The 24,922-nt window shown below is 72.3% G+C and carries 21 protein-coding genes; 14 read left to right on the forward strand and 7 right to left on the reverse strand.

Translation table 11 applies throughout. The annotated features are described in order from the left end of the window. Window positions 1-876 (forward strand): helix-turn-helix domain-containing protein (locus ACWEV0_RS21655; RefSeq protein ID WP_453151006.1); only part of this gene is annotated, 876 nt, incomplete at its 5' end. Here the strand turns inward: ACWEV0_RS21655 and ACWEV0_RS21660 are convergent. Genes ACWEV0_RS21660 through ACWEV0_RS21670 form a run of 3 tightly spaced genes read right to left on the reverse strand, consistent with a single transcriptional unit; the run spans window position 877 to window position 3,250 of the window. Then, on the reverse strand, window positions 877-1,062 hold the full coding sequence (locus tag ACWEV0_RS21660) for a DUF6191 domain-containing protein (RefSeq protein WP_453151007.1): 186 nt from the start codon (window positions 1,060-1,062) through the stop codon (window positions 877-879). 21 nt (window positions 1,063-1,083) lie between these two features. After that, window positions 1,084-2,214 carry a PQQ-dependent sugar dehydrogenase gene (locus ACWEV0_RS21665; RefSeq protein WP_453151008.1) on the reverse strand — a complete coding sequence of 377 codons (1,131 nt, stop codon included), beginning with the start codon at window positions 2,212-2,214 and terminating at the stop codon, window positions 1,084-1,086. A 34-nt stretch (window positions 2,215-2,248) separates the two neighbouring features. Further along, window positions 2,249-3,250 carry an aldo/keto reductase gene (locus ACWEV0_RS21670; RefSeq protein ID WP_453151009.1) on the reverse strand — a complete coding sequence of 334 codons (1,002 nt, stop codon included), beginning with the start codon at window positions 3,248-3,250 and terminating at the stop codon, window positions 2,249-2,251. Window positions 3,251-3,326: 76 nt separating this feature from the next. On the opposite strand from ACWEV0_RS21670, the gene ACWEV0_RS21675 reads away from it, so the two are divergent. The 7 genes from ACWEV0_RS21675 to ACWEV0_RS21705 all read left to right on the forward strand — a co-directional run bounded on the left by ACWEV0_RS21675 (window position 3,327) and on the right by ACWEV0_RS21705 (window position 14,476). Beyond that, window positions 3,327-4,301 (forward strand): 2-hydroxyacid dehydrogenase, encoded by a 975-nt coding sequence (locus ACWEV0_RS21675; protein WP_453151010.1) that lies wholly within the window; start codon window positions 3,327-3,329, stop codon window positions 4,299-4,301. 1,062 nt (window positions 4,302-5,363) lie between these two features. Beyond that, window positions 5,364-8,195 carry a putative bifunctional diguanylate cyclase/phosphodiesterase gene (locus ACWEV0_RS21680; protein ID WP_453151045.1) on the forward strand — a complete coding sequence of 944 codons (2,832 nt, stop codon included), beginning with the start codon at window positions 5,364-5,366 and terminating at the stop codon, window positions 8,193-8,195. A 217-nt stretch (window positions 8,196-8,412) separates the two neighbouring features. Further along, window positions 8,413-10,266: an acetolactate synthase large subunit gene (locus ACWEV0_RS21685; protein ID WP_453151011.1), complete on the forward strand. Its 1,854-nt coding sequence runs from the start codon at window positions 8,413-8,415 to the stop codon at window positions 10,264-10,266. A gap of 41 nt (window positions 10,267-10,307) precedes the next feature. Continuing rightward, entirely contained in the window at window positions 10,308-10,835 is a 528-nt protein-coding gene (gene ilvN / locus ACWEV0_RS21690; protein ID WP_046905405.1) for an acetolactate synthase small subunit, read from the forward strand. 127 nt (window positions 10,836-10,962) lie between these two features. Further along, on the forward strand, window positions 10,963-11,964 hold the full coding sequence (gene ilvC, locus ACWEV0_RS21695) for a ketol-acid reductoisomerase (protein WP_403791815.1): 1,002 nt from the start codon (window positions 10,963-10,965) through the stop codon (window positions 11,962-11,964). A gap of 258 nt (window positions 11,965-12,222) precedes the next feature. Beyond that, a complete protein-coding gene (gene serA / locus ACWEV0_RS21700; RefSeq protein ID WP_453151012.1) occupies window positions 12,223-13,812 on the forward strand; it encodes a phosphoglycerate dehydrogenase in 1,590 nt (529 codons plus the stop codon). A gap of 91 nt (window positions 13,813-13,903) precedes the next feature. Then, window positions 13,904-14,476, forward strand: a complete 573-nt coding sequence (locus tag ACWEV0_RS21705) for a TetR/AcrR family transcriptional regulator (protein ID WP_453151013.1) — start codon at window positions 13,904-13,906, stop codon at window positions 14,474-14,476. A gap of 25 nt (window positions 14,477-14,501) precedes the next feature. Here the strand turns inward: ACWEV0_RS21705 and ACWEV0_RS21710 are convergent, their stop codons facing one another. Continuing rightward, window positions 14,502-15,743: a PucR family transcriptional regulator gene (locus ACWEV0_RS21710; RefSeq protein ID WP_453151014.1), complete on the reverse strand. Its 1,242-nt coding sequence runs from the start codon at window positions 15,741-15,743 to the stop codon at window positions 14,502-14,504. 195 nt (window positions 15,744-15,938) lie between these two features. On the opposite strand from ACWEV0_RS21710, the gene ACWEV0_RS21715 reads away from it, so the two are divergent. From ACWEV0_RS21715 to ACWEV0_RS21725, 3 genes are all read left to right on the forward strand, one after another. Further along, a complete protein-coding gene (locus ACWEV0_RS21715) occupies window positions 15,939-16,865 on the forward strand; it encodes a proline dehydrogenase family protein (RefSeq protein ID WP_403791803.1) in 927 nt (308 codons plus the stop codon). A gap of 33 nt (window positions 16,866-16,898) precedes the next feature. After that, complete coding sequence (gene pruA, locus ACWEV0_RS21720; RefSeq protein WP_453151015.1) at window positions 16,899-18,530, forward strand: L-glutamate gamma-semialdehyde dehydrogenase; 1,632 nt, start codon at window positions 16,899-16,901, stop codon at window positions 18,528-18,530. Window positions 18,531-18,650: 120 nt separating this feature from the next. Next, window positions 18,651-19,187, forward strand: coding sequence for a GNAT family N-acetyltransferase (locus ACWEV0_RS21725; RefSeq protein WP_453151016.1), 537 nt, complete (start codon window positions 18,651-18,653; stop codon window positions 19,185-19,187). Between the two features lie 19 nt (window positions 19,188-19,206). Here ACWEV0_RS21725 and ACWEV0_RS21730 read toward each other — a convergent pair whose 3' ends face one another. Then, window positions 19,207-19,935: a hypothetical protein gene (locus ACWEV0_RS21730; RefSeq protein ID WP_453151017.1), complete on the reverse strand. Its 729-nt coding sequence runs from the start codon at window positions 19,933-19,935 to the stop codon at window positions 19,207-19,209. Further along, entirely contained in the window at window positions 19,932-20,273 is a 342-nt protein-coding gene (locus ACWEV0_RS21735) for a PadR family transcriptional regulator (RefSeq protein ID WP_453151018.1), read from the reverse strand. The genes ACWEV0_RS21730 and ACWEV0_RS21735 overlap by 4 nt, the downstream gene beginning before the upstream one ends. A 317-nt stretch (window positions 20,274-20,590) precedes the next feature. Between ACWEV0_RS21735 and ACWEV0_RS21740 the strand changes: the two genes are divergently transcribed. From ACWEV0_RS21740 to ACWEV0_RS21750, 3 genes are all read left to right on the forward strand, one after another. Further along, entirely contained in the window at window positions 20,591-20,722 is a 132-nt protein-coding gene (locus ACWEV0_RS21740) for a hypothetical protein (protein WP_361396577.1), read from the forward strand. A 92-nt stretch (window positions 20,723-20,814) separates the two neighbouring features. Further along, entirely contained in the window at window positions 20,815-21,855 is a 1,041-nt protein-coding gene (locus tag ACWEV0_RS21745) for a 3-isopropylmalate dehydrogenase (protein ID WP_453151020.1), read from the forward strand. A gap of 275 nt (window positions 21,856-22,130) precedes the next feature. Beyond that, window positions 22,131-23,228, forward strand: coding sequence for a branched-chain amino acid aminotransferase (locus ACWEV0_RS21750; protein ID WP_453151021.1), 1,098 nt, complete (start codon window positions 22,131-22,133; stop codon window positions 23,226-23,228). Window positions 23,229-23,276: 48 nt separating this feature from the next. Here ACWEV0_RS21750 and ACWEV0_RS21755 read toward each other — a convergent pair whose 3' ends face one another. Beyond that, window positions 23,277-24,740: a cytosine permease gene (locus tag ACWEV0_RS21755; RefSeq protein WP_453151022.1), complete on the reverse strand. Its 1,464-nt coding sequence runs from the start codon at window positions 24,738-24,740 to the stop codon at window positions 23,277-23,279. Between the last annotated feature and the right edge of the window lie 182 nt (window positions 24,741-24,922).

A 24,922-nucleotide genomic window follows, 5' to 3' on the forward strand; every position in this document is an offset into this window, starting at 1 on the left:
ACCGCCGCGGCCGCCGCCCGCCTCGCCGAGGCCGACGAGCGCTACGGCCACGGCCGCGACCCGATACCGCAGTACAACCTGATCGTCGCGCACGTGACCGCCCTCCTCGCCGTCGCGGAAGGCCGGCTCGCCGACGTACGGACCGGGCTCGCCGCCGCCGCCGAGGCCGGCTTCCCGCCCGGCACCCACCGCTACGGCTGGCCGATCCTGCTCGCCGCCGCCACCGCCGAGGCCGACAACCTCGGCCTGCCCGCCGCCGCCGAGGGCCGCGCCGCCGCGCTCGACCTGATCCGCCGCAGCGCACGGGGCCTGGCCGCGCCCGCACCCGTCTGGCAGGCCCACTCGCTGCACGTCTCCGCCGAACTCGCCCGCGCCGAGGGACGCGACACCGCCGAGCGCTGGGCCGAGACCGTCGCCGCCTACGAGCCCCTCGACCGGCCCTACGACCTGGCCCGGGTCCGTCGGCGGCTCGCCGACGCGCTCCTCGCCGAGGGCGGCCGCCGCGACGAGGCCGCCGCGCTGCTCCGCGACGCCCACACCACCGCCGTACTCCTCGGGGCGCACCCGCTGCGCGAGGACATCGAACTGCTCGCCGCCCGCGCCCGGCTCGCCCCGGTCACCGGCGCGGCCGCGGCCCCCGAGCGGGCCGAGCCGGAGCAGGACGACGCCTTCGGTCTGACCCCGCGCGAACAGGACGTGCTGCGGCTCGTCGCCGAGGGCCGCACCAACCGGCAGATCGCCGAGGAGCTGTTCATCTCGCCGAAGACGGCCAGCGTCCACGTCTCCAACATCCTCGCGAAGCTGGGCGTCGCGGGGCGCGGCGAGGCGGCGGCGATGGCCCACCGGCTGCGCCTCCTGGAGGCCCCGCAGGTCTGATCAGCCGTGCTCGGCAGCGGGGGGCGCGGACGGTACGCGTATGGTCACCTTCCCGGAGGTCAGGTCTATCGGCCCCCGGGAAGGATCGCCGTCACCGAGGTCCTCCCGGGTCAGGGCGAGGCGCTGCCGCTCGTCCTCGGTGTGCTTGCGGCCGGGCGCGAAGAACTCGTCCATGGCGTTGAACATCGGCCTCGCCTTCCTCATCCGCTAGGGCGAGACCTCCAGGCGGAGGATGCGGTCGTCCCCCGGTTCCGGGGTGCCCCGGGTGTCGGTCTCGTTGGTCACCAGCCAGAGCCGGGTGCCGCCCGCGGTCGCCAGGACCGTGCGCAGCCGCCCGTACTCACCCTTCAGGAACGCCTGGGGCTCTCCGGAACGTTCCGCTCCGGAGAGCGGAACGCGCCACAGTCGCTGCCCCCGCAGCGCGGCCAGCCAGATCGCGCCGCGCGCGTACGCGATGCCGCTCGGCGACGCCTCGTCGGTGGGCCACTGGGCCACCGGGTCGGTGTAGCCGGCCCGCCCGGCGCGGCCCTCGGCCACCGGCCAGCCGTAGTTCCGCCCGGGCTCGATCAGGTTGAGCTCGTCCCAGGTGTCCTGGCCGAACTCCGACGCCCACAGCCGCCCGTCCGCGTCCCAGGCGAGCCCCTGGACGTTGCGGTGGCCGTACGACCAGACGACGGAGCCCGGGAACGGGTTGCCGGGCGCGGGGCGGCCCTCCGGAGTCATCCGCAGGATCTTGCCGCCGAGCGAGCCCCTGTCCTGGGCGAGGGCGCGCCGCCCGGTCTCGCCGGTCCCCGCGTACAGCATCCCGTCCGGCCCGAAGGCGATCCGGCCGCCGTTGTGGATCAGCCCCTTGGGGATGCCGGTGAGCACCGGCTCCGGCTTCCCGAGCCGGTCGCCCGCTCCGCCCCCGTACCGCATGCGGACGATCCGGTTGTCCGTGGCGGAGGTCAGGTAGGCGTACAGCAGGCCGTCCCGCAGCGCGAGCCCCAGCAGCCCGCCCTCGCCGCCCGGGACGACGCCCGGGACCTCGCCGAGCGAGGTCTTGCGGCCGGTCCTCGCGTCGACGCGGGTGATCGTCCGCTCGTCCCGTGAGGAGACGAGCAGATCGCCGCCGGGCAGCTCGACGAGCCCCCACGGGGACTTCAGGTCCCGGGTGAGGGTGCCGAGGACGCGGACGCGGACCGCCGTGGCGGGGTGCGCCGACGGTGCCGGCGGCGAGGAGGGGGAGGAGGGCGAGGCGGGCTTCGAGGGCTCCGAGGGCGAGGAGCACCCGGCGGCCAGCAACAGGGCGGCGACCGCGCCCGCCGCACCCCTCACCACGAATCCGCCTCTGCCCATGCTCCCGGTCCTCTCCGTAGTGCCCGGTCGTCCCTCAGTCCCACGAGCCCCGGGGCGCCGGCAGCCTCGCGATCTCCGCGAGGTCCGCCGCGTCCAGAACGAGCTCCGCAGCCCGCGCGTTCTCCACGGCCCACCGCTCCCGCTTCGCGCCCGGGATCGGGATCACGTGCCGGCCCTGCGCCAGCACCCACGCGAGCGCCACCTGCGCCGGTGTGACGTCCGCGCCGTGCCGGGCGGCGACCCGGCGCAGGCCCGCCACCAGCGGCTGGTTGGCGGCCATCATCTCGGCCGTGAAGCGCGGATGGCGGGCCCGCGGGTCGTCCGCCTCGAAGCCGCCGCCCGGCTTCAGGGTTCCGGTCAGATAGCCGCAGCCCAGCGGCATCGCGGCCAGGAAGCCCACCCCGCGCGCCGCGCACCAGGGCAGCAGCCGCTCCAGGGCCTCCGGCGACCACACCGACAGCTCGGCCTCGACCGCGCTGACCGGGAAGACCTGCTGGATCCGCTCCAGTTGCCGGATCGTTCCCTCATGGTCGCCGCCGCGCGTGCCCCGCCGGGTCGACCGGGCGTCCACCGCGCAGAGCCCGAGCGCCCGCACCTTGCCCGCCCGGACCAGCTCGGCCATGGCGCCCCAGGTCTCCTCGACCGGCACCTCGGGGTCGGCCCGGTGCAGCTGGTAGAGGTCGATCACATCGGTCTGGAGCCGCCGCAGCGAGGCGTCGCAGGCGCGCCGGACGTAGCCGGGGCGGCCGTTGGCCACGACGTGCCCGTCGCCCACCAGCAGCCCGCACTTCGTCGACACGAAGGCGTCGGCACGGCGTTCCTTGAGCACCCGGCCGAGCAGCAGCTCGTTGGTGAACGGGCCGTACATGTCGGCGGTGTCGAGCAGGTTCACCCCGGCGTCCAGGGCCGCGTGCACCGCCCGCAGCGAGCGGTCGCCCCGCCGCTCCGAGCCGCTGTACGCCCAGCTCATCGGCATACAGCCGAGACCCACCGCCCCCACCCCGAGCGCCGCCGCCCCGATCGTCCTGCGCTCCACCGTGCCGCTACCCCTCCCTGTGCCGTCCCCCAAAGTAACCAATGGGCCGCGGGATCCTTCGCATAGCCTCGCGGACATGACACTCGAACAGACCGCCCCCGCCGCCGCCACGGACGTGTGGCTTCCGATTCCGGCCGAGGAGATCGACGGACTCCCCGCGCCCGGCACGTCGGGCCTGAACTACCGTTACTGGGACGGCGAGCCGGACTTCCCGGCCGATCCCGCGAACTGCGCCTTCTATGTCGTGCCGTACATGAAGGGCGAGGCGATCGCCGTCCGGCCGCTCGCCGGGATGACCAACGTCCGGGCCGTGCAGACCCTGTCGGCCGGCATCGACCACGTCACGCCCGGGGTCGGCGCGCTGCGGCCGGGCGTGCGGCTGTGCAACGCCCGGGGCGTGCACGAGGCCAGCACGGCGGAGCTGACGCTCGCCCTGATCCTCGCCTCGCTGCGCGGCGTCCCGGGCTTCGTGCGCGGCCAGGACGCGGAGGAGTGGCGGGCCGGTTTCTACCCGGCGCTCGCCGACAAGTCGGTGCTGATCGTCGGGTACGGGTCGATCGGCGCCGCCATCGAGGACCGGCTCGCGCCGTTCGAGTGCGCGCGGGTCGTGCGCGTCGCGCGCTCCGCGCGTGCCACGGAGCGCGGCCCCGTGCACCCGCTCACCGAACTGCCCGCGCTCCTGCCCGAGGCCGACGTGGTCGTGCTCTCCGTGCCGCTGACCCCCGAGAGCCGTCACCTCGCCGACGCGGGCTTCCTCGGCCGGATGAAGGACGGCGCGCTGCTGGTCAACGTGGCGCGCGGCTCCGTGGTGGACACCGCGGCGCTCCTGAAGGAGGTGGAGAGCGGCCGGATCACGGCGGCGCTCGACGTCACCGACCCCGAACCGCTGCCCGCCGGCCATCCGCTGTGGCACGCTCCGGGCGTCCTCGTCACCCCTCATGTGGGCGGCTCCACCTCGGCGTTCATGCCCCGCGCGAAGCGCCTGCTCGCGGCCCAGCTGACGCGGTTCGCGGCGGGGGAGGAGCTGGCGAACGTCGTCCTGACCACGTGAGACCGCCCCGGGGCGCGCACGCCCCCGGAGTGCGCCGCACGCGAGCCCCCTGGTCATCACGCAGAGTACTTATCCCCTGTCCCTGAGTGACGATCCTGGTGTATCGTCCGGGAGCGGGGGACTGCGTCGAGGTACGGGCAGACGCTGGGGAGCGAAGTGACGGGTCATCAGATTCCGAGGGGGGCGACGGGTGAAACACGGCCGAGCGACCGCCGATCCGGCGCGGCCACGCCGCCGCCGGCCACCCTCCCCGACCGCACGGTCCCGGACCAACCCGCCACCTCCGCCAGACCGGCCGCACCCGAGCGCCACGTGCCCGGGGACCTCGACCGCCCCGCCGCGCCCGAACAGCCTCGCGCCGAGCGTCGCCCGCCTGGGGATGGCGGCCGGCCTGCCGCACCGGAACAGCCTTGCGGCGAGCGCCGTATGGGCGGGGGCCCCGGCCGGCCCGCTGCACCCGAACAGCCTCGCGCCGAGCGTCGCGTGCCCGGGGACCCCGGTCGGCCCGTCGCGCCCGAGCCGCCCTTCGTCGAGCGCCGCACGGCGGGGGCGTCCGGCCGCTCCCTCGCCGTCCCCGCGCCCCGCGCGAGCGACACCGCGACCGCCGACGGCCTCGCCTCCGTGCCGTCGCACCGCGACGGCGGTTCCCCCGCCTGTGGCACTCCGGTCGACCGCCAGGACGGCAGCCGGGACGGCGGCGCTGCCGGCGAGCCCGGCCGGGACGCGACGGTCGCCGACGCCGCCGCGCTCCGCGCGGGCGACGCATCCGGCAGAACCGGCAGCTCGGCCGACGGCCCCGCTGCGCCCGGCGCAGGTGACGACTCGGGCGGTGCGGCCGGCGGCCCCGCCGTGCCCCCCGTGGCGTGCTGCGACGGCGAGCCGGTCGGTGGATGTGGCGGACATGCCGGTGTGCGGTCGGAGGGTGGCGGGGACGGAGACGCGCCGCAGCGGGCGCACGGGCATCCGTGCGAGCTTTCGGAGGAGCCGGTGAGCACCGGGACGCTCGTCCGGCGTCGGGCCGGGTCCGGGGTCGGGGCAGGGGCAGGGGCGACGCGGCCCGGGGTGCCGCAGCGGCCCGCGGGCGGGGCCGGTGGGGTGCTCGCGCAGATCGGGCTCGGGCTCATCTGCGGCGGATACGCGACCGGCGCCGCGCTCGGCTGGGGCTCCGAGGAACTCGCGCTCGTCATGGGCGACTTCGGACTGAGCGCCGCCGCGCTCGCCGCCGCCGTCTCCTGCCTGCTCTACGCCCGCGGCCACCACCGCGTCTTCCGCCCCGCCTGGCTGCTCTTCGCCTTCTCGTCCTTCATGGCCTCCGCCGGGAACGCCGTCTGGGGCTGGTACGAGGTGGTGCTGCGCCGCCCCGTGCCCAGCCCCTCCGTCGCCGACCTGTGCTTCCTGCTCTTCGCCCCGCCCGCGATCGTCGGACTGCTCGTCCTCGCCAAGCGGCCGGTGACCCGGGCCGGCTGGGTCTGCCTGGGGCTCGACGCCTGGCTGATCGGCGGCTCGCTGCTCACCCTCTCGTGGAGCCTCGCCCTCGCGCACACGGCGTACGTGCCGGGCGAGAGCGTCGCGCGCGCCGCGCTCTCGCTCGCGTACCCGCTGCTCGACATCGTCCTCGTCAGCATGGTGCTGGCGCTGCACTTCCGCCGCTCCCACCTCAACCGCTCCGCGGTCAACACGGCCATCGCCGCGCTCGCGCTCACCGTACTGTCCGACGCCCTGTTCACCTCGCCGCTGCTGCGCGAGCACTACAGCTCCGGGCAGCTCCTGGACGCCGGCTGGTTCGCGGGCTCCCTGCTGCTCGCCTACGCGCCGTGGGGCGCGCGCCGGCACGTCGACCCGCTGCCCGCGCCGGCCCGCGCCGCCCGGCACCCGCACAGCCGCCCCCTCGCCGGATCGCTGGCCGCCCTCACGCCGTACCTCGCGGCGGCGGTCTGCACCCTGAGCATCCTGTACAACGTCGTCGAGGGACGCAGAGTGGACCGCGTCGTCGTCCTCACCGGCTGTGCGGTGGTGCTCGCCCTCGTCGTCCGGCAGGGCATCATGCTGCTCGACAACATCGCGCTCACCCACGAACTGGCCCAGAAGGAGAACCACTTCAGGTCGCTCGTGCAGGGCTCCAGCGACGTCATCATGATCGCCGCGCCCACCGGCATACTGCGGTACGTCAGCCCCGCCGCCGCCGGCGTGTACGGGCGCGAGGCGGAGGACCTGGTCGGCTCCGAGCTGGCCTCGCTCATCCACCCCGAGGACCTCGGCGCCGTCGTCCACGAGGTGCGCCGCTTCCTGGCCGCCTCGCCCGCCGACGAGCCCACCACCCGGATCGAGTGCCGCTTCCGCTCCGGCACCGGCGCCTGGCTGAACGTCGAGTCGACCGTCAACCGCCATCAGGGCGGCCTGCTCTTCAACAGCCGCGACGTCACGGAGCGGGTCCGCCTGCAGGCCCAGCTGCGGCACAACGCCGAGCACGACCCGCTCACCGACCTGCCCAACCGCGCCCTGTTCACCGAGCGGGTGCGCGGCGCGCTCGGCGGCCGCCGCGCCACCGACCCCGGCACCGCCGTGCTCTTCATCGACCTGGACGGCTTCAAGGCGGTCAACGACCGCCTCGGCCACCAGGCCGGCGACGAGCTGCTCGTCCAGGCCGCCCGCCGGCTCCAGGACGCCGTACGGGCCGGGGACACCGCCGCCAGGCTCGGCGGCGACGAGTTCGCCGCGCTCATCCTCGGCGACGGCACCCGCGACCAGGCCGCCCGCGAGTGCCGGGTCCACGACATCGCCGACCGGCTGCGGCTCCGGCTCTCCCAGCCGTACCGCCTGCAGGCGGGCAACGAGGTGCGGGTCGCCGCCTCGATCGGCGTCGCCTTCGCCGAGCCCGGCATCAGCGCCGGCGACCTGCTGCGCAACGCCGACCTCGCGATGTACCGCGCCAAGGCCGGCGGCAAGGACCGGGTCGAGCTCTACGCCCCGCAGATGCAGGCCGAGGTGGTCAAGCGCACCGAGCTCGCCGCCCGGCTGCGCACCGCCCTGCACGACGGCGAGTTCGCCCTGCTGCACCAGCCCGTGGTGGACCTGGCCACCGGCCGGATCACCGCCGTCGCCGCCCAGGCCCGGTGGCGCTCCGCGCAGGGCATCCTGTTCACCCCGGCGGAGTTCCTGCGGGCCGCCGACGACGGCGAGCGCACCGCCGAGCTCGGCCGCTGGCTCCTGGAGGAGGCCGTCGAGCAGGCCGCCGAACGGGCCGGGATCGGCCACCGCACCCCGGTCACCGTCCGGCTCTCCGCGCGCCGGCTGCTCGACCGCTCCATGCCGCTCGGCTCCGTCGAGGCCCTGCTCACCCGGCACGGGCTGCCCTCCGGGTCCCTGATCATCGAGCTCGCCGACACCGACCCCCGGGACCCCCGGGTGACCTTCGACGAGCTGGAGCAGCGGCTCGCCGCCCTGCGCCGGCTCGGCGTCCGGATCGCCCTCGACGGCTTCGGCAGCGGCCACGCCGCCATCAGCGCGCTGCGCCGGCTCCCCGTCGACCTGCTGAAGCTGGACCGGGGCCTGGTCGAGGGCGTGGTGGAATCGGCCAGACTCCGCAAGATCACCAGCGGTCTGCTGCGCATCGCCGGCGACCTCGGGATGCAGTCCGTCGCCGACGGCGTCGACATGCCCGAGCAGGTCCTCGCCCTGCGCGCCATGGGCTGCACCCACGGCCAGGGCATGGCCTTCTCCGGCCCGCTCGACGAGTACCGGCTGCGCCGCGCGCTCGTCCGGGACGAGTACCCGCTGCCGGGCGCGTCCGTTCCGGTGAACGCCGCGTCCGCCGTGACCCCCGTGAGCGCTCTGACCGCCGGAAACCGGCCTCCCGTGCGCTCACATAATGAGACGCCCGTCCCACCCACTTGACAGTGACTGCGCGTCGGGGGGAGGGTCAGTGCCATGCGCACCCGAATTCTCGTACTTGGCAAGCGCGTCGGCTGAGGCAGGCCCTCCAGAAGGTCCGCCTGAAAAGCACCCGACGCGCTCCCCTCGCTTGCCTCACGGCACGAGGGGTTTTTTGTTGCACCGGAACACCCCGAAGTCGTACCAAACCCTCGCAAAAACCCTCTGCTTCGAGAAGAGAATGCTGATGACCGAGCAGGCCACCGGGCACCATCCGCAGCCGCGACCCCGTAGCGGCGCACAGCCCGCCACCACCGTCGAGCACGTCACGGGTGCGCAGTCCCTCATTCGCTCTCTCGAGGAAGTGGGCGCCGACACCGTCTTCGGCATCCCGGGCGGCGCCATCCTCCCGGCGTACGACCCGATGATGGACTCGCAGCGGGTCCGCCACATCCTGGTCCGCCACGAGCAGGGCGCGGGCCACGCCGCCACCGGCTACGCCCAGGCCACCGGCAAGGTCGGCGTCTGCATGGCGACCTCCGGCCCGGGCGCCACCAACCTGGTCACGCCGATCGCCGACGCCCACATGGACTCGGTCCCGCTGGTCGCGATCACCGGCCAGGTCGCCTCCAAGGCGATCGGCACCGACGCCTTCCAGGAGGCGGACATCTGCGGCATCACGATGCCGATCACCAAGCACAACTTCCTGGTCACCAAGGCCGAGGACATCCCGCGGACGATCGCCGAGGCGTTCCACATCGCCTCGACCGGCCGCCCCGGCCCGGTCCTGGTCGACATCGCCAAGGACGCCCTCCAGGCGAAGACGGTCTTCAGCTGGCCGCCGCAGACCGACCTGCCCGGCTACCGCCCGGTCACCAAGCCGCACGCCAAGCAGATCCGCGAGGCCGCCAAGCTGATCACCGCCGCCAAGCGGCCCGTCCTGTACGTCGGCGGCGGCGTCATCAAGGCCGGCGCCACCGCCGAGCTGAAGGTCCTCGCCGAGCTCACCGGCGCCCCGGTCACCACCACCCTGATGGCGCTCGGCGCGTTCCCCGACAGCCACCCGCTGCACGTCGGCATGCCCGGCATGCACGGTGCCGTCACCGCCGTCACCGCCCTGCAGAAGGCCGACCTGATCGTCGCCCTCGGCGCCCGCTTCGACGACCGCGTCACCGGCAAGCTGGACAGCTTCGCCCCGTACGCCAAGATCGTCCACGCCGACATCGACCCGGCCGAGATCGGCAAGAACCGCGCCGCCGACGTCCCGATCGTCGGTGACGCCCGCGAGGTCATCGCCGACCTGGTCCAGGCCGTCCAGGCCGAGCACACCGAGGGCCACAAGGGCGACTACAGCGCCTGGTGGAGCGACCTCAGCCGGTGGCGCGAGACCTACCCGCTCGGCTACGACCTGCCCGAGGACGGCAGCCTGTCGCCGCAGCAGGTCATCCAGCGCGTCGGCGCGCTGGCGCCGGAGGGCACGATCTTCGCCGCCGGCGTCGGCCAGCACCAGATGTGGGCCGCGCACTTCGTCGACTACGAGCAGCCGCGCACCTGGCTCAACTCCGGCGGCGCCGGCACGATGGGCTACGCCGTCCCGGCCGCCATGGGCGCCAAGGCCGGCGCGCCGGACCGCACGGTCTGGGCCATCGACGGCGACGGCTGCTTCCAGATGACCAACCAGGAACTGGTCACCTGTGCCCTGAACAACATCCCGATCAAGGTCGCCATCATCAACAACGGCGCCCTCGGCATGGTCCGCCAGTGGCAGACGCTGTTCTACAACCAGCGCTACTCCAACACGGTGCTGCACTCCGGCCCGGACGACGTCAACCCGGACGCCCGGGGCACCCGTATCCCGGACTTCGTCAAGCTGTCCGAGGCCATGGGCTGTGTCGCGCTGCGCTGCGAGGACCCGGCCGACCTCGACAAGGTCATCGCCGAGGCCAACGCCATCAACGACCGCCCGGTCGTGATCGACTTCATCGTCCACGAGGACGCCCAGGTCTGGCCGATGGTCGCCGCGGGCACCTCCAACGACGAGGTCATGGCCGCGCGGGGCGTCCGCCCCGACTTCGGCGACGGCGAAGACGACTGAGCCGCAGAGCGAAGAAGAGCTAGAGGGAAGAGACCCACACCATGTCCACCAAGCACACGCTCTCCGTCCTGGTCGAGAACACCCCCGGCATCCTCGCCCGGATCGCCGCCCTGTTCTCCCGTCGCGGCTTCAACATCGACTCCCTCGCCGTCGGTGTCACCGAGCACCCCGACATCAGCCGCATCACCATCGTGGTCAATGTCGAGGACCTGCCCCTTGAGCAGGTGACCAAGCAGCTCAACAAGCTGGTCAACGTCCTGAAGATCGTCGAACTCGAGCCCAGCGCTGCGATCCAGCGCGAGCTCGTCCTGGTGAAGGTCCGCGCCGACAACGAGACCCGCTCCCAGATCGTCGAGATCGTCCAGCTCTTCCGAGCGAAGACCGTGGACGTCTCGCCGGAGGCGGTCACCATCGAGGCCACCGGTTCGAGTGACAAGCTCGAGGCGATGCTGAAGATGCTGGAGCAGTTCGGCATCAAGGAGCTCGTCCAGTCCGGCACCATCGCCATAGGGCGTGGCGCCCGGTCCATCACGGACCGGTCCCTGCGGGCCCTCGACCGCAGCGCGTGACACTCTCTGTCGTCAACAGGCCGTGACCGCCGGTCCACCCGGTGGTCCGCCTGGCGAGACCCGAAAACCTTCCTCCCGCACCCCGCCGTACGGTGGGAGCAACACCAGCACCTCAAGGAGATTCCCAGTGGCCGAGCTGTTCTACGACGCCGACGCCGACCTGTCCATCATCCAGGGCCGCAAGGTCGCGGTGATCGGCTACGGCAGCCAGGGACACGCCCACGCGCTGTCGCTCCGCGACTCGGGCGTGGACGTCCGCGTCGGTCTGCACGAGGGCTCCAAGTCCAAGGCCAAGGCCGAGGAGCAGGGCCTGCGCGTGGTGACGCCCGCCGAGGCCGCCGCCGAGGCCGACGTCATCATGATCCTCATCCCGGACCCGATCCAGGCCCAGGTCTACGAGGAGTCCATCGCCCCGAACCTGAAGGACGGCGACGCCCTCTTCTTCGCCCACGGCTTCAACGTCCGCTTCGGCTTCATCAAGCCCCCGGCCGGCGTCGACGTCGCCCTGGTCGCCCCGAAGGGCCCGGGCCACCTGGTCCGCCGCCAGTACGAGGAGGGTCGCGGCGTCCCGGCGATCGCCGCCGTCGAGAAGGACGCCACGGGCAACGCGTTCGCCCTGGCCCTGTCGTACGCCAAGGCGATCGGCGGCACCCGCGCCGGCGTCATCAAGACGACCTTCACCGAGGAGACCGAGACCGACCTCTTCGGCGAGCAGGCCGTCCTCTGCGGTGGCGCCAGCGCCCTGGTGAAGGCGGGCTTCGAGACCCTGGTCGAGGCCGGCTACCAGCCGGAGATCGCGTACTTCGAGTGCCTCCACGAGCTGAAGCTGATCGTGGACCTCATGTACGAGGGCGGCCTGGAGAAGATGCGCTGGTCCGTCTCCGAGACCGCCGAGTGGGGCGACTACATCACCGGCCCGCGCATCATCACGGACGCCACCAAGGCCGAGATGAAGAAGGTCCTCGCGGAGATCCAGGACGGCACCTTCGCCAAGAACTGGATGGACGAGTACCACGGCGGTCTGAAGAAGTACAACGAGTACAAGACCCAGGACGAGAAGCACCTCCTGGAGACCACCGGCAAGGAGCTGCGCAAGCTCATGAGCTGGGTGAACGACGAGGAGGCGTAAGCCTCCTGGGCGCGGGGTCGGGCGGTTCGTCCGGCCCCGTGCCACATCCTGGACACCTCGCCCCACGGCCTTGGACACCCCGTCCAACCACGGACGGGTGATCCTGCCAAGGAGGCGCAGGAACCGCGCCTGCGCACCACTACACTGCTCAACAACATCGCGTCTGGCCCACAGCGTCGTGCGCTTTCACGCGGCTAGCCCCCTCCACTGCTGCGGCCGTCGGGACGGCCGTCCGCACCGTCTCTGTGAGGACTCAACGTGAGCTCGAAACCCGTCGTACTCATCGCTGAAGAGCTGTCGCCCGCCACCGTCGACGCCCTGGGCCCGGACTTCGAGATCCGGCACTGCAACGGCGCGGACCGCGCCGAACTGCTGCCCGCGATCGCCGATGTCGACGCCATCCTGATCCGCTCCGCGACCAAGGTCGACGCGGAGGCCATCGCCGCCGCCAAGAAGCTGCGGGTCGTCGCCCGCGCCGGTGTCGGCCTGGACAACGTGGACGTCTCCGCCGCCACCAAGGCCGGCGTGATGGTCGTCAACGCCCCGACCTCCAACATCGTCACCGCCGCCGAGCTCGCGTGCGGTCTGCTCGTCGCCACCGCGCGCAACATCCCGCAGGCCAACACCGCGCTGAAGAACGGCGAGTGGAAGCGCTCGAAGTACACGGGCGTCGAGCTCAGCGAGAAGACCCTCGGTGTCGTCGGCCTCGGCCGCATCGGCGTCCTGGTCGCCCAGCGGATGTCCGCCTTCGGCATGAAGATCGTCGCGTACGACCCCTACGTGCAGCCGGCCCGCGCCGCCCAGATGGGCGTGAAGCTGCTGTCCCTGGACGAGCTGCTCGAGGTCGCCGACTTCATCACCGTCCACCTGCCGAAGACCCCGGAGACCCTCGGTCTCATCGGCGACGAGGCGCTGCACAAGGTCAAGCCGTCGGTCCGGATCGTCAACGCCGCGCGCGGCGGCATCGTGGACGAGGCGGCGCTGTACTCGGCGCTCAAGGAGGGCCGGGTCGCCGGCGCGGGCCTCGACGTGTACGCGAAGGAGCCCTGCACGGACTCCCCGCTCTTCGAGCTCGACCAGGTCGTCTGCACCCCGCACCTCGGCGCCTCCACGGACGAGGCCCAGGAGAAGGCCGGCATCGCGGTCGCCAGGTCGGTGCGCCTGGCGCTCGCCGGCGAGCTGGTCCCGGACGCGGTGAACGTCCAGGGCGGCGTCATCGCCGAGGACGTCAAGCCGGGTCTGCCGCTGGCCGAGAAGCTCGGCCGGATCTTCACGGCGCTAGCCGGTGAGGTCGCGGCCCGCCTCGACGTCGAGGTGTACGGCGAGATCACCCAGCACGACGTGAAGGTGCTCGAACTCTCCGCGCTCAAGGGCGTGTTCGAGGACGTGGTCGACGAGACCGTGTCGTACGTCAACGCGCCGCTGTTCGCGCAGGAGCGCGGTGTCGAGGTGCGCCTGACGACGAGCTCCGAGTCGCCCGACCACCGCAACATGGTCACCGTGCGCGGCACGCTGGCGAACGGTCAGGAGGTCTCGGTCTCCGGCACGCTGGCGGGCCCGAAGCACCTGCAGAAGATCGTCGCGGTCGGCGACTACGACGTGGACCTGGCGCTCGCCGACCACATGGCGGTGCTGCGCTACGAGGACCGTCCGGGCGTCGTCGGCACGGTGGGCCGGATCCTCGGCGAGGCCGGTCTGAACATCGCGGGCATGCAGGTCTCCCGGACGGTGGAGGGCGGCGAGGCGCTGGTCGTGCTCACCGTCGACGAGACCGTCCCGGCGAACGTGCTCGCGGACATCGCGGCGGAGATCGGCGCGGCCTCGGCCCGCTCGGTCAACCTGGTCTGATCCCCGTCCCACCGCACTGACCGCCGTACCGTACCCGGTGCGCTAGACGATCGTCTTACACGAATGTCTAGCGACCGGGTACAGTGCTGTCATGGGACACAAGGAAGAGCTGCTCGAAGGCGCCAAGCGCTGCCTCCTGGAGAAGGGCTACGCCCGCACCACCGCCCGTGACGTGGTGGCCGCCTCGGGCACCAACCTCGCCTCCATCGGCTACCACTACGGCTCCAAGGACGCCCTGCTCCAGCAGGCGTTCCTGGCGCTCACCGAGGAGTGGGGCGAGGAGGCCCTCGCGGCGGGCGCCGAGGGTGCGGCGGAGCTGCCGGCCGATCCGTACGAGCGCTTCCGCGCCGTCTGGGAGCAGGTCATCGCGGCCGCCGGGCCGAGCCGTCCGGTGTGGAAGCTGCAGACCGAGGTCGTCACCCGCATCGACGACGACGAGAAGCTGCGCGAGGCCATCAAGGAGCCCCAGCGCGAGGGCCGGCTCGGCATGGCCCAGGGCTTCACCGGCATCGACCCGGAGCAGGACCCCGAGAAGGCCCGGGTGGCCGGACTGCTCTGCCAGGCCCTGGTCGCGGGCGTGATGATCCAGTGGCTGGTGGACCCGGAGACGGCGCCGAGCGCGGACGACCTCACGGCGGGGCTCAAGGTCCTGATGGGCGAGTGAACCGCGAACGCGCCCAGGGCCGGTCCTAGAGCCGCGCCGACTTCAGCGCCATGTGCAGCAACAGGCGGTCCTCGCCCGCGTCCAGGTCGAGGCCGGTGAGCTGTTCGACGCGCGAGAGGCGGTAGTAGAGGGTCTGGCGGTGGATGCCGAGGGCCGTCGCCGTGCGGCCCGCCTGGCCCGCGTGGTCGAGGAACACCTCGGCCGTGCGGGCCAGTTCGGCATGGGCCGGGGCGAGCAGGGCGCGCACCGCCGGGTCCGGTTCGGCGGGCGGGAGGGCGGTGAGCATCCGGTACGGGCCGAGCGCGGCCCACTCGGCCAGCGGGCCGAGGTGCGGCTGGGCGCTCGCGGCCCGCGCGGCCGAGGCGGCCTCGCGCCAGGCGATGTCGAGGTCCGCGAGCCCGCGCCGCGGCGAGGCGATCCCGGCGACCGCCGCCGTACCCGCCGAGGTGCGCAGCCGGCCGGCCGCCGTGGTGGCGGGGGAGAGGTTGTCGCCCGAGCGCAGCCGGACGAGCGCGGCGAGGGCGCGGGCCCCGGCGGAGCCCGGGGCGTACGGAGCCGGCGCCGCGGGGTGGTCCGTGGGTGCGCCCGGGCCGGCGGCCGGGCCCGCGCCGAAGGCCGCCGCCGGGCCCGCCGTCGCCGGTCGCCACGGCACCGTGCAGAGCGCCGCCGCGCCCGGCACCGTACGCGGGGAGGGGGAGTCCTCGTCCGGCCAGGGGGCCAGGCAGACCAGGGCGTGCAGGCCGTCGGCGTCCGGGCCGAGGGCGGTGCGGAGGGCGGCGACCGCCATGTCGTACTGCCAGCCGCGTTCCGCCGTCAGGGTGGCGCGCAGTTCGCGGGAGAGGTCGGCGCCGGCCCGTTCCTCGTCGGCGAGCAGGTCGCCGATCCGGGCGGCGACCTCCATGGCGGCGTTCAGCTGGGCGTGCGAGGGGCCCGGCTCGGCGTCGAGCAGCCACACGTAACCGAGGACCACACCCCGATGGCGTACCGGCAGACAGATCCGGCCCCGGTTCACGCCCGCGTCCGGGGCGGCCGGGATGCGGACCGGACCGGTCGCCCGGGTGATGCCGAAGCCCTCGAACCAGGCGCGGACCGCCGGGGTGGACTTCCGGGTCAGGATCGAGCGGGTCCGGACCGGGTCCATGGCGCTGTCGTCCTCGGAGTCGTGCGCGCCGAAGGCGATCAGCCCGAAGTCCCGGTTCTCCAGGGTCGCGGGGGCGCCGAGCAGCGTCGAGATCTCGTCCACCAGGTCCTGGTAATCGCCCTTCACGGCGCCCATTCTCGCACCGTTCGCCCGCGCCTTCAGACAGATGTCTGAGAGCGTGGCCACGGATGCGTGACAGCTGTAGATGGCGGACGATCAGAGCGATCCTTAGGTTTCACGGTGGTTCTTCGTGCTGTTCCCGATTGGTTACGTACATTCGGGTACGGCACCTTTCGTCACCCTGCCCTCTGGAGGTGCCCCGTGCTGGGTCCCGTGATCCTCGCCGCGTCGCGCAGCGACAAGATGCGCCGTTTCGTGTCGGCCGCCCCCGGGACCAAGCAGGTCGTCGCCCGCTTCATCGCGGGCGAGACCGTCGGCGACGTCATCCCGATCGTGCAGGACCTCGCCGCCCGCGGCCTGGAGGTCACCCTCGACGTCGTCGGTGAGGACATCACCACCGTCGAGCAGTCCTACGCCGCCCGCGACGCCTACCTGGAGCTCATCGGCCGCCTCAAGGAGCTGGGCCTCGGCGCCCGCGCCGAGATGTCCGTGAAGCTCTCGATGTTCGGCCAGTCGCTGGAGAACGGCCACGAGCTGGCCCTCGCCAACGTCCGCCCGGTCGTCGCGGCCGCCGCCGAGATCGGCACCACGGTCACCCTGGACGCCGAGGACCACACCACCCTCGACTCGATGTTCGCCATCCACGAGGAGCTGCGGAAGGACTTCCCGCAGACCGGCTGCGTCATCCAGGCGTACCTCTTCCGCACCGAGGACGACGCCCGCCGCCTGGCCGCCAACGGCTCGCGCGTGCGCATCGTGAAGGGCGCCTACAAGGAGCCCGCGTCCGTCGCGATCCAGGACAAGCCCGAGATCGACAAGGCCTACGTCCGGATCATGAAGATCCTGATGGAGGGCGAGGGCTACCCGATGATCGGGTCCCACGACCCCCGGCTCATCTCCGTCGGCCAGGAGCTCGCCCGCCGCGCCGGGCGCAAGCTGGACGAGTACGAGTTCCAGATGCTGTACGGCATCCGCACCGAGGAGCAGAACCGGCTCGCGGCCGAGGGCCACCGGATGCGCGTCTACACCGCGTACGGCACCGACTGGTACGGCTACTTCATGCGCCGCCTGGCGGAGAAGCCGGCCAACCTCCTCTTCTTCGTCCGCTCCATCCTCACCAAGGGCTGAGCCCCACACCCCTCCGAAGGAGTTCCGAGACTCATGGACGCTGTGACCCAGGTCCCCACTCCCGTCAACGAGCCGGTGCACGGCTACGCCCCCGGCTCGCCCGAGCGCGCCCGCCTGGAGGCCAAGCTCAAGGAGCTGGCCGACAACCCGCGCGAGCTGCCGATGACCATCGGCGGCGTCAAGCGCATGGGCGGCGGCGAGCGTGTCGACGTCGTGCAGCCGCACAACCACAAGTCGGTCATCGGCACCTTCGCCGGCGCCACCCAGCAGGACGCCCAGGACGCCATCGACGCCGCCCTGGCCGCCGCCCCGGCCTGGCGCGCGATGTCCTTCGACGACCGCGCCGCGATCATCCTGCGCGCCGCCGAGCTGCTCGCCGGCCCCTGGCGCGAGACGCTGGCCGCCTCCACCATGCTCGGCCAGTCGAAGACCGCCCAGCAGGCCGAGATCGACACCCCCTGTGAGCTCGTCGACTTCTGGCGCTTCAACGTGGCCTACGCCCGCCAGATCCTCGCCGAGCAGCCGCCGGCGAACTCGCCCGGCGTGTGGAACCGCCTCGACCACCGCCCGCTCGAGGGCTTCGTCTACGCGATCACGCCGTTCAACTTCACGGCCATCGCGGGCAACCTGCCCACCGCCCCCGCCCTCATGGGCAACGTGGTGGTCTGGAAGCCGTCCCCGACCCAGACCCACTCCGCCGTGCTCCTCATGGAGCTCCTGGAGGAGGCCGGCCTGCCGAAGGGCGTCATCAACCTGGTGACCGGCGACGGCATCGCCGTCTCCGAGGTGGCCCTGAACCACCGGGACCTGGCCGGCATCCACTTCACCGGCTCGACCAGGACCTTCCAGCACCTGTGGAAGACGGTCGGCACCAACATCGAGAAGTACCGCTCCTACCCGCGGATCGTCGGCGAGACCGGCGGCAAGGACTTCGTCGTCGCCCACCCCAGCGCCGACCGCGCCGTCCTGAAGACCGCGCTGACCCGCGGCTCCTTCGAGTTCCAGGGCCAGAAGTGCTCCGCGTCCTCGCGTGCGTACATCCCGGCCTCCATCTGGAACGACGGCTTCAAGGAGGAGTTCGCGGCCGAGGTCGACGGCATCAAGATGGGTGACGTCACCGACCTGTCGAACTTCATCGGCGCCGTCATCGACGACCGTGCCTTCGCCAAGAACAAGGCCGCCATCGACCGCGCCAAGGCCGACGAGACCTGCACGATCGTCGCCGGTGGCACCTACGACGACTCCGAGGGCTACTTCGTCCGCCCGACGGTCATCGAGTGCACCGACCCGGAGAACGAGGTCTTCACGACCGAGTACTTCGGCCCGATCCTCGCGGTCCACGTGTACGAGGACGACAAGTACGACGAGATGCTGGCCCAGATGGAGTCCGTCTCCGACTACGCCCTCACCGGCTCGGTCATCTCGAACGACCGCGCCGCCGCCGCGTACACGATGGAGAAGCTGCGCTTCGCCGCCGGCAACTTCTACATCAACGACAAGTCGACCGGTGCCGTCGTCGGCCAGCAGCCCTTCGGCGGCGGCCGCGCCTCCGGCACCAACGACAAGGCCGGTGCCCCGCAGAACCTGATGCGCTGGACCCTGACCCGGGCCATCAAGGAGACGCTGGTCCCGCCGACCGAGTACGGCTACCCGCACATGGGCTGAGGCCCCCCCCGCGGGCCCCGATGAGGCCCGCCCCTGAACACCGCCCCCTTCCTTGGTCCCCCAACCGAGGTCGGGGGCGGTTTCCATTCCGGCGCTCACCGGCGGGAGGAGACTGGGGGCATGACCGTCTGGACCGCACCCACCCATGAGCTCGGCCCCGATCGTCTCCGCGCCGTGCGCGAGATGCTGGACGACGCCTTCGACGGGGACTTCTCCGACGAGGACTGGGACCACTCCCTCGGCGGCCTCCACGCCTGGACCGAGGACGAGTGGGGCATCGCCGCGCACGGCAGCCTGGTGATGCGGCGCGTGCTGCACCACGGGCGCTCGTACCGCGTCGGGTACGTGGAGGCCGTGGCCGTACGGGCCGAGCTGCGGCGGCAGGGTCTCGGCGGCCGGATCATGGGCGAGCTGGAGCGCGCGATCGACGGCGCCTACGCCTTCGGGGCGCTGTCCGCGTCGGAGGGCGCGTCCGGGCTCTACCGGGGGCGCGGGTGGCGGCTGTGGCGCGGGCGGATCGAGACGCTGAGCCCGGCGGGGATCGTGCGGCTGCCGGACGAGGAGGACTCGACGTATCTGCGGGCGGCGGCCGGGCGGCCGTTGCCGGACCCGGCCGAGCCGCTGGTCTTCGACTGGCGGGACGGGGACGTGATGTGAGTGCCCGTGGGTCGCTCCGTCAGTCCTTTCCGGTGGCGGTACGGGCGTTCACGGCCTTGCCCTTCCTCGTCTCCAGGTTCGCCGTGTACACCGCCGACAGCGCGCTGCCGACCGCGACCAGGATCGCGAACCCTGGCAGGCCGAGCGACAGGTACGCGGCGCCGCACGCCAGTGCCCACACCACGAGCAGCGCCTTGGCGCGGCGGCTCAGGAACCACACCTTCTCCGGCGCCGCCGGCGGCGCGTCCAGACTGCCCGCCGGTCCCGCGGTCGCCGCCTTGGGGCGCTTGAAGTAGCCGTACACCAACCACTCGCCGCACAACTCCCAGCCTTCCGGCTCCAGTTCGCCGAGCACTTTGGCGCGGCGCCGGCCGGCGATCACCTCGCGGCGGTACTCCCAGGCGAGCGCGACCCCGGGCGCCCGGCGGCACACGAAGCGGCCGAGCGAGTCGAGGTGTTCCACCTCCCAGCCCTGGTCGCCGTGGACCGCGAGCATCCGCCGGTCGTTGAAGAGGTCCGCCGTCCAGGTCCAGTGCTCCGCCGCCCGGTCCGGCTCGCCGGGCGCCGGGGCGGGCCCGCCGAGCGAGGCCGCGAACAGCGCGGCCGGGCCGAACTCCTCCTCCGGCGCCGTGCCCGACTCGGCGAGGTGGGCGCGCAGTTCGTCGACGGTCCGCGCGAGCTGCTCCTCGGGGACGCCGGACGTGCGCAGCGCCTCCGCGAGTTCGGTGAAATAGGCGTCGGTACTCATGAAGCGGTTCCCCCTGTGTGCAGCTTGCCTCGTACGGCCCGGTGGAACTCCGTCCAGGCCGCGCCCTCGGCCGCCAGATGCGTGCGCCCCCGCTCGGTGAGCCGGTAGTAGCGCCGCCCCGGCCCGCGATCGGCGGCCCGGAACTCGGCCTCCACCAGGCCCGCCTCCTCCAGGCGGTTCAGTACGGGGTACAGCGTCCCGCCCTTGATCTCGCCCAGGCCCGCCTCGGCGAGCGACTTGGCGATCTCGTACCCGTAACTCTCGCCGTCGGTCAGGCAGGAGAGGACGAGGAGGTCGAGGACTCCCTTGAGCCAGCTGGATCTGCGGTCTGCGGCCATGACGGCATTCCATCACTACCTAGGTAGGAAAGCAATCTAGCTAGCTGTCCAGTCCTTCCTTCGCGGGCAGCGCTGCGGGCTGCCCGCCGTCTCAGATAGTAGGAAGTCCGAGTAATTGTGGAGACAGAAGCGATCCGCTGGCCTAGCTTTGTAGAAGCCGAACGTCCCGCTCCATCGAGCGCAGGGCGGTCGAGAGCGCGACGCCCCTGAGCAGGCAACCCCTGCGGCGGCGCTCCCCGCCCCTTCCGGCGCCTTCGATCACCACACCCCTCCGTACCCGCACGTCCGGAGCACTGATCTCAAGGAGTCGATCCCTCATGGCCGCTCAGACCGCCCGCCGCGTCCGCCACTCCGCCGCCCGTCCCTCCGACGAGGCCCGCCAGAACGCCGCCGCCGCCCTCCAGCGCGCCCTCGACCGCCGTGACAACGGCGGCTCCACCGGTCACTGATCCGCAGGGACGTCCGTCCCGCCGTGACTGTCCGTTCGTCCACATGGTGGACGGAACGTGTCAGACGATGGGACGAAGAGTAGGGTGCCGACATGTCTCACAGCATCAATCTCGCAGTCATCCCCGGCGACGGCATCGGCCAGGAGGTCGTGGCCCAGGGCCTCAAGGTCCTCGCGGCCGCCCTTCCCGAGGATGTGAAGCTGGAGACGAAGGAGTACGACTTCGGCGCCCAGCGCTACCACGCCACCGGTGAGACCCTCACCGACGCCGACCTCGACGCCCTCAAGCAGCACGACGCGATCCTGCTCGGCGCGATCGGCGACCCGTCCGTCCCGTCCGGCGTCCTGGAGCGCGGCTTCCTCCTGAAGCTGCGCTTCGCCTTCGACCACCACGTCAACCTGCGCCCCTCGAAGCTGCTCCCCGGCGTCGCCACCCCGCTCGCCGGCCAGCCCGAGATCGACTTCGTCGTCGTCCGCGAGGGCACCGAGGGCCCGTACACCGGCAACGGCGGCACCATCCGCAAGGGCACCGAGCACGAGGTCGCCACCGAGGTGTCCGTGAACACGGCCTACGGTGTCGAGCGCGTGGTCCGGGACGCCTTCGCCCGCGCCCAGGCCCGCCCCCGCAAGAAGCTGACGCTGGTCCACAAGAACAACGTGCTGACCTTCGCGGGCCACCTGTGGACGAACATCTTCAACAAGGTCGCGGCCGAGTTCCCCGAGGTCACGACCGACTACCTGCACGTCGACGCCGCGACGATCTTCCTCGTCACCGACCCGGCCCGGTTCGACGTCATCGTCACCGACAACCTGTTCGGCGACATCATCACGGACCTCGCCGCGGCCGTCTCCGGCGGCATCGGCGTCGCCGCCTCGGGCAACATCAACCCGAGCGGCGAGTTCCCCTCCATGTTCGAGCCGGTCCACGGATCCGCGCCGGACATCGCGGGCCAGGGCAAGGCGGACCCGACGGCCACCGTGCTCTCGGTCGCCCTGCTGCTGCGCCACCTCGGCCACGAGACCGAGGCCGCCCGGATCGAGGAGGCCGTCGCCGCCGACCTCACGGAGCGCGGAGACAGCGTCCGTACGACGGACGAGATCGGCGACGCGCTCGCGGTACGCGTAGCGAGCTGACCCGACGCTGACATCCACCCAGCCGCCGGGTCGCAACCAGCACCCGGCGGCTGTTCCTGTGCGGTCGCCAGGTGCCACCATCGAATCCTTGGACCGCGCGCGCGTCTACACGCGTCTACGCGTACCCACCCGTTTCGTGCCGCGCTCGCGCGCGCGATAATCGGACGTGGGGCCGCGGCATGCGGGAAAGCTCGGACGTCCTAGCAGTGACCTGTGTGACTGCGGAGCGGCGTGAGCGCGGTCCGACCCACACAACCGGTGAAGGACAAGCACTCATGACGACGCCCACCATCGAGCTCAAGCCCTCCTCCAGCCCGCTGTCCGACGCGGAGCGAGAGGCGATCCTGGCCAACCCGGGGTTCGGCCGCCACTTCACCGACCACATGGTCACCGTCCGCTGGACCGAGGGCCGCGGCTGGCACGACGGCCAGCTCGTGCCGTACGGCCCGCTCTCCCTCGACCCGGCGACGAACGTCCTGCACTACGCCCAGGAGATCTTCGAGGGCCTGAAGGCGTACCGCCGCCCCGACGGTTCCGTCGCGTCCTTCCGCCCCGACGCCAACGCCCGCCGCTTCCAGTCGTCGGCGCGCCGGCTGGCGATGCCCGAGCTGCCGGTCGAGACCTTCATCGAGGCGTGTGACGTGCTGGTCCAGCAGGACAAGGCGTGGGTTCCGGAGCACGGCGGCGAGGCGTCCCTCTACCTGCGCCCGTTCATGATCGCGACCGAGGTCGGCCTGGGCGTCCGGCCGGCCAACGAGTACCTCTTCGTGGTCATCGCCTCCCCGGCCGGCCCGTACTTCCCGGGCGGCGTCAAGCCCGTCTCCATCTGGGCCTCCGAGGACCGGGTCCGCGCGGTCCCCGGCGGCATGGGCGACGCCAAGACCGGCGGCAACTACGCGGCCTCCCTGCTCGCGCAGGCCGAGGCGGCGGCCAAGGGCTGCGACCAGGTGTGCTATCTCGACGCGGTCGAGCACAAGTGGGTCGAGGAGCTCGGCGGCATGAACCTGTACTTCGTGTACGGGAACGAGAACAAGATCGTCACGCCGACCCTCTCCGGCTCCATCCTGGAGGGCATCACCCGCGACTCGCTCCTGCAGGTCGCGAACGACCTCGGCTACGAGTCCGTGGAGGCCCGCGTCTCCATCGACCAGTGGCAGGAGGACACGGCGAACGGCACCCTCACCGAGGTCTTCGCCTGCGGCACCGCCGCCGTCATCACCCCGGTCGGCACGGTCAAGTCCGCCCGGGGCGACTGGCAGCAGTCGGGCGGCGAGCCCGGCGAGGTCACGATGAAGCTGCGCGAGGCCCTGCTCGCCATCCAGACCGGGAAGTCCGAGGACGTCCACGGCTGGATGCACGAGCTGGGCAAGTGAGCGAGTAGCCCGGCTCACCGGCGGGTTCGAGCTGGTCGAGCGAGTGGCTCAGTCCACCAGAGCGCCCGGGACGGTCTCCGTCCCGGGCGCTTCCGCGTCCGCTCCGGGGGTCAGCGCGGGCTGCGCGGCCTTCGCCGCCGCCCCCGGCGTCAGCGCCATGTACAGCAGGCCGCCGACGATCCCCGAGAACACGAAGCTGCAGTCGATCCCGCCGGTCAGGGAGAGCAGCGGGCCCTCGTAGAGCGGGGTCGACACCGCGGTCAGGCCGACCGCCGCGCCGATCGCCCACGCGACCGTGGCGCGCGGGTGCCAGCCGGCCTTGTACCAGTAGATGCCGCCGCGCGAGCGCTGGTTGAAGACCTGGAGCGCCTCGGCGTCGTACTCGCCGCGACAGCGCCGGTGCCCGATCAGCGTGATGACCGCCCACGGCGTGCCGATGGCGGTCAGGAGCAGCACGAACGACGTCATCGCGGTCTGCGCGTCCGAGGCGAAGTGGCCGAGGAAGACGAAGCCGGTGGCGACGGCGGCGACGACGAGGGTGGCGCGGGCGCGGGTGGCCTTCGGCAGGATCGCGTCGAGGTCCAGGCCCATGGAGTAGAGCATCAGTCCGGCGTTGCCGACCGAGCCGGCGGTCGCGGAGAGCAGCAGCGGGACCAGGTACCAGAAGGGCGAGGCCGCGACGAGCGGTCCGGCGTAGTCGGTGCCGCCGCGGGCCGCGAGCGCCGTGAATGTACCGAAGAGCTGCGGCACGAGCAGGCCGATGACCAGGCCGATACAGGTGGCGCGCCAGATCTTCTTCGGGCTGTGCTTCGTCGGCGAGATGTAGCGGGTGTAGTCGCCGAGCAGGGTGATGAAGGCGACCGGGCCGCTGAGTCCGGCGGCGACCGCGGAGAGCAGCCAGGTCGGCCAGAAGGAGCCGAGCAGGTACGGGGTGTCCGGTACGGCCGCGGTGGTGAAGTCCCCGGCGTACGCGACGAGTCCGATGGCGAGCAGGATGGTCATGCCGATCGCGAGGGCCTGGCTCAGCTTGAGCAGCAGCCGGTAGCCGTAGACCGCGCCGACGACGGTGAGGGCGGCGAGGAGCGCGTAGACGGCCGCGTGCGCGGCGCCGCCGGTGGGCAGGCCGAGCAGGCGGTCCAGGGTGCCGACCATCACGTCGCCGCCGATCCACAGGGTCAGCGCGGTGTAGCCGAGCGAGAGCAGCAGACCGACCACCGAGCCGACCAGCCGGCCGCGGACGCCGAAGAAGGCGCCGGAGGAGGTGGAGAGGTTGGTGGCGGTGCGGAGCGAGACCAGCGCGAGCGGGGCGGTGACGGCCACGCCGACGAGGGTGCCGGCGACCACGGAGGTCACCGACGCCCACCAGCCGAGGCCGAAGGAGACCGGCAGCCAGCCGAAGACGATCACGCCGAGGCAGAGGTTGGAGCCGAGCAGGATCGAGACGAGGTCGCGGGGACCGCTGGTGCGTTCCGCCTCGGGGATGGTGTCGACTCCGCGCTGTTCTATCGCCATGGGAACTCCGGGAGGGGGTGGGGGACAGGGTGGGGCGTGGGGGGATTTCGGGGGCCTGATCGACTGCTGGATTTAGAGCGGCGCTCTATCAGGCTCAGTGGCCCAATGTGAACCACGCTTATTGGTCACGTCAATGCTTGGAAGATGCCGTCTCAACATTTAGAGTGTTGCTCAAAGTCGTT

Source organism: Streptomyces sp. NPDC003943, from assembly GCF_053605265.1.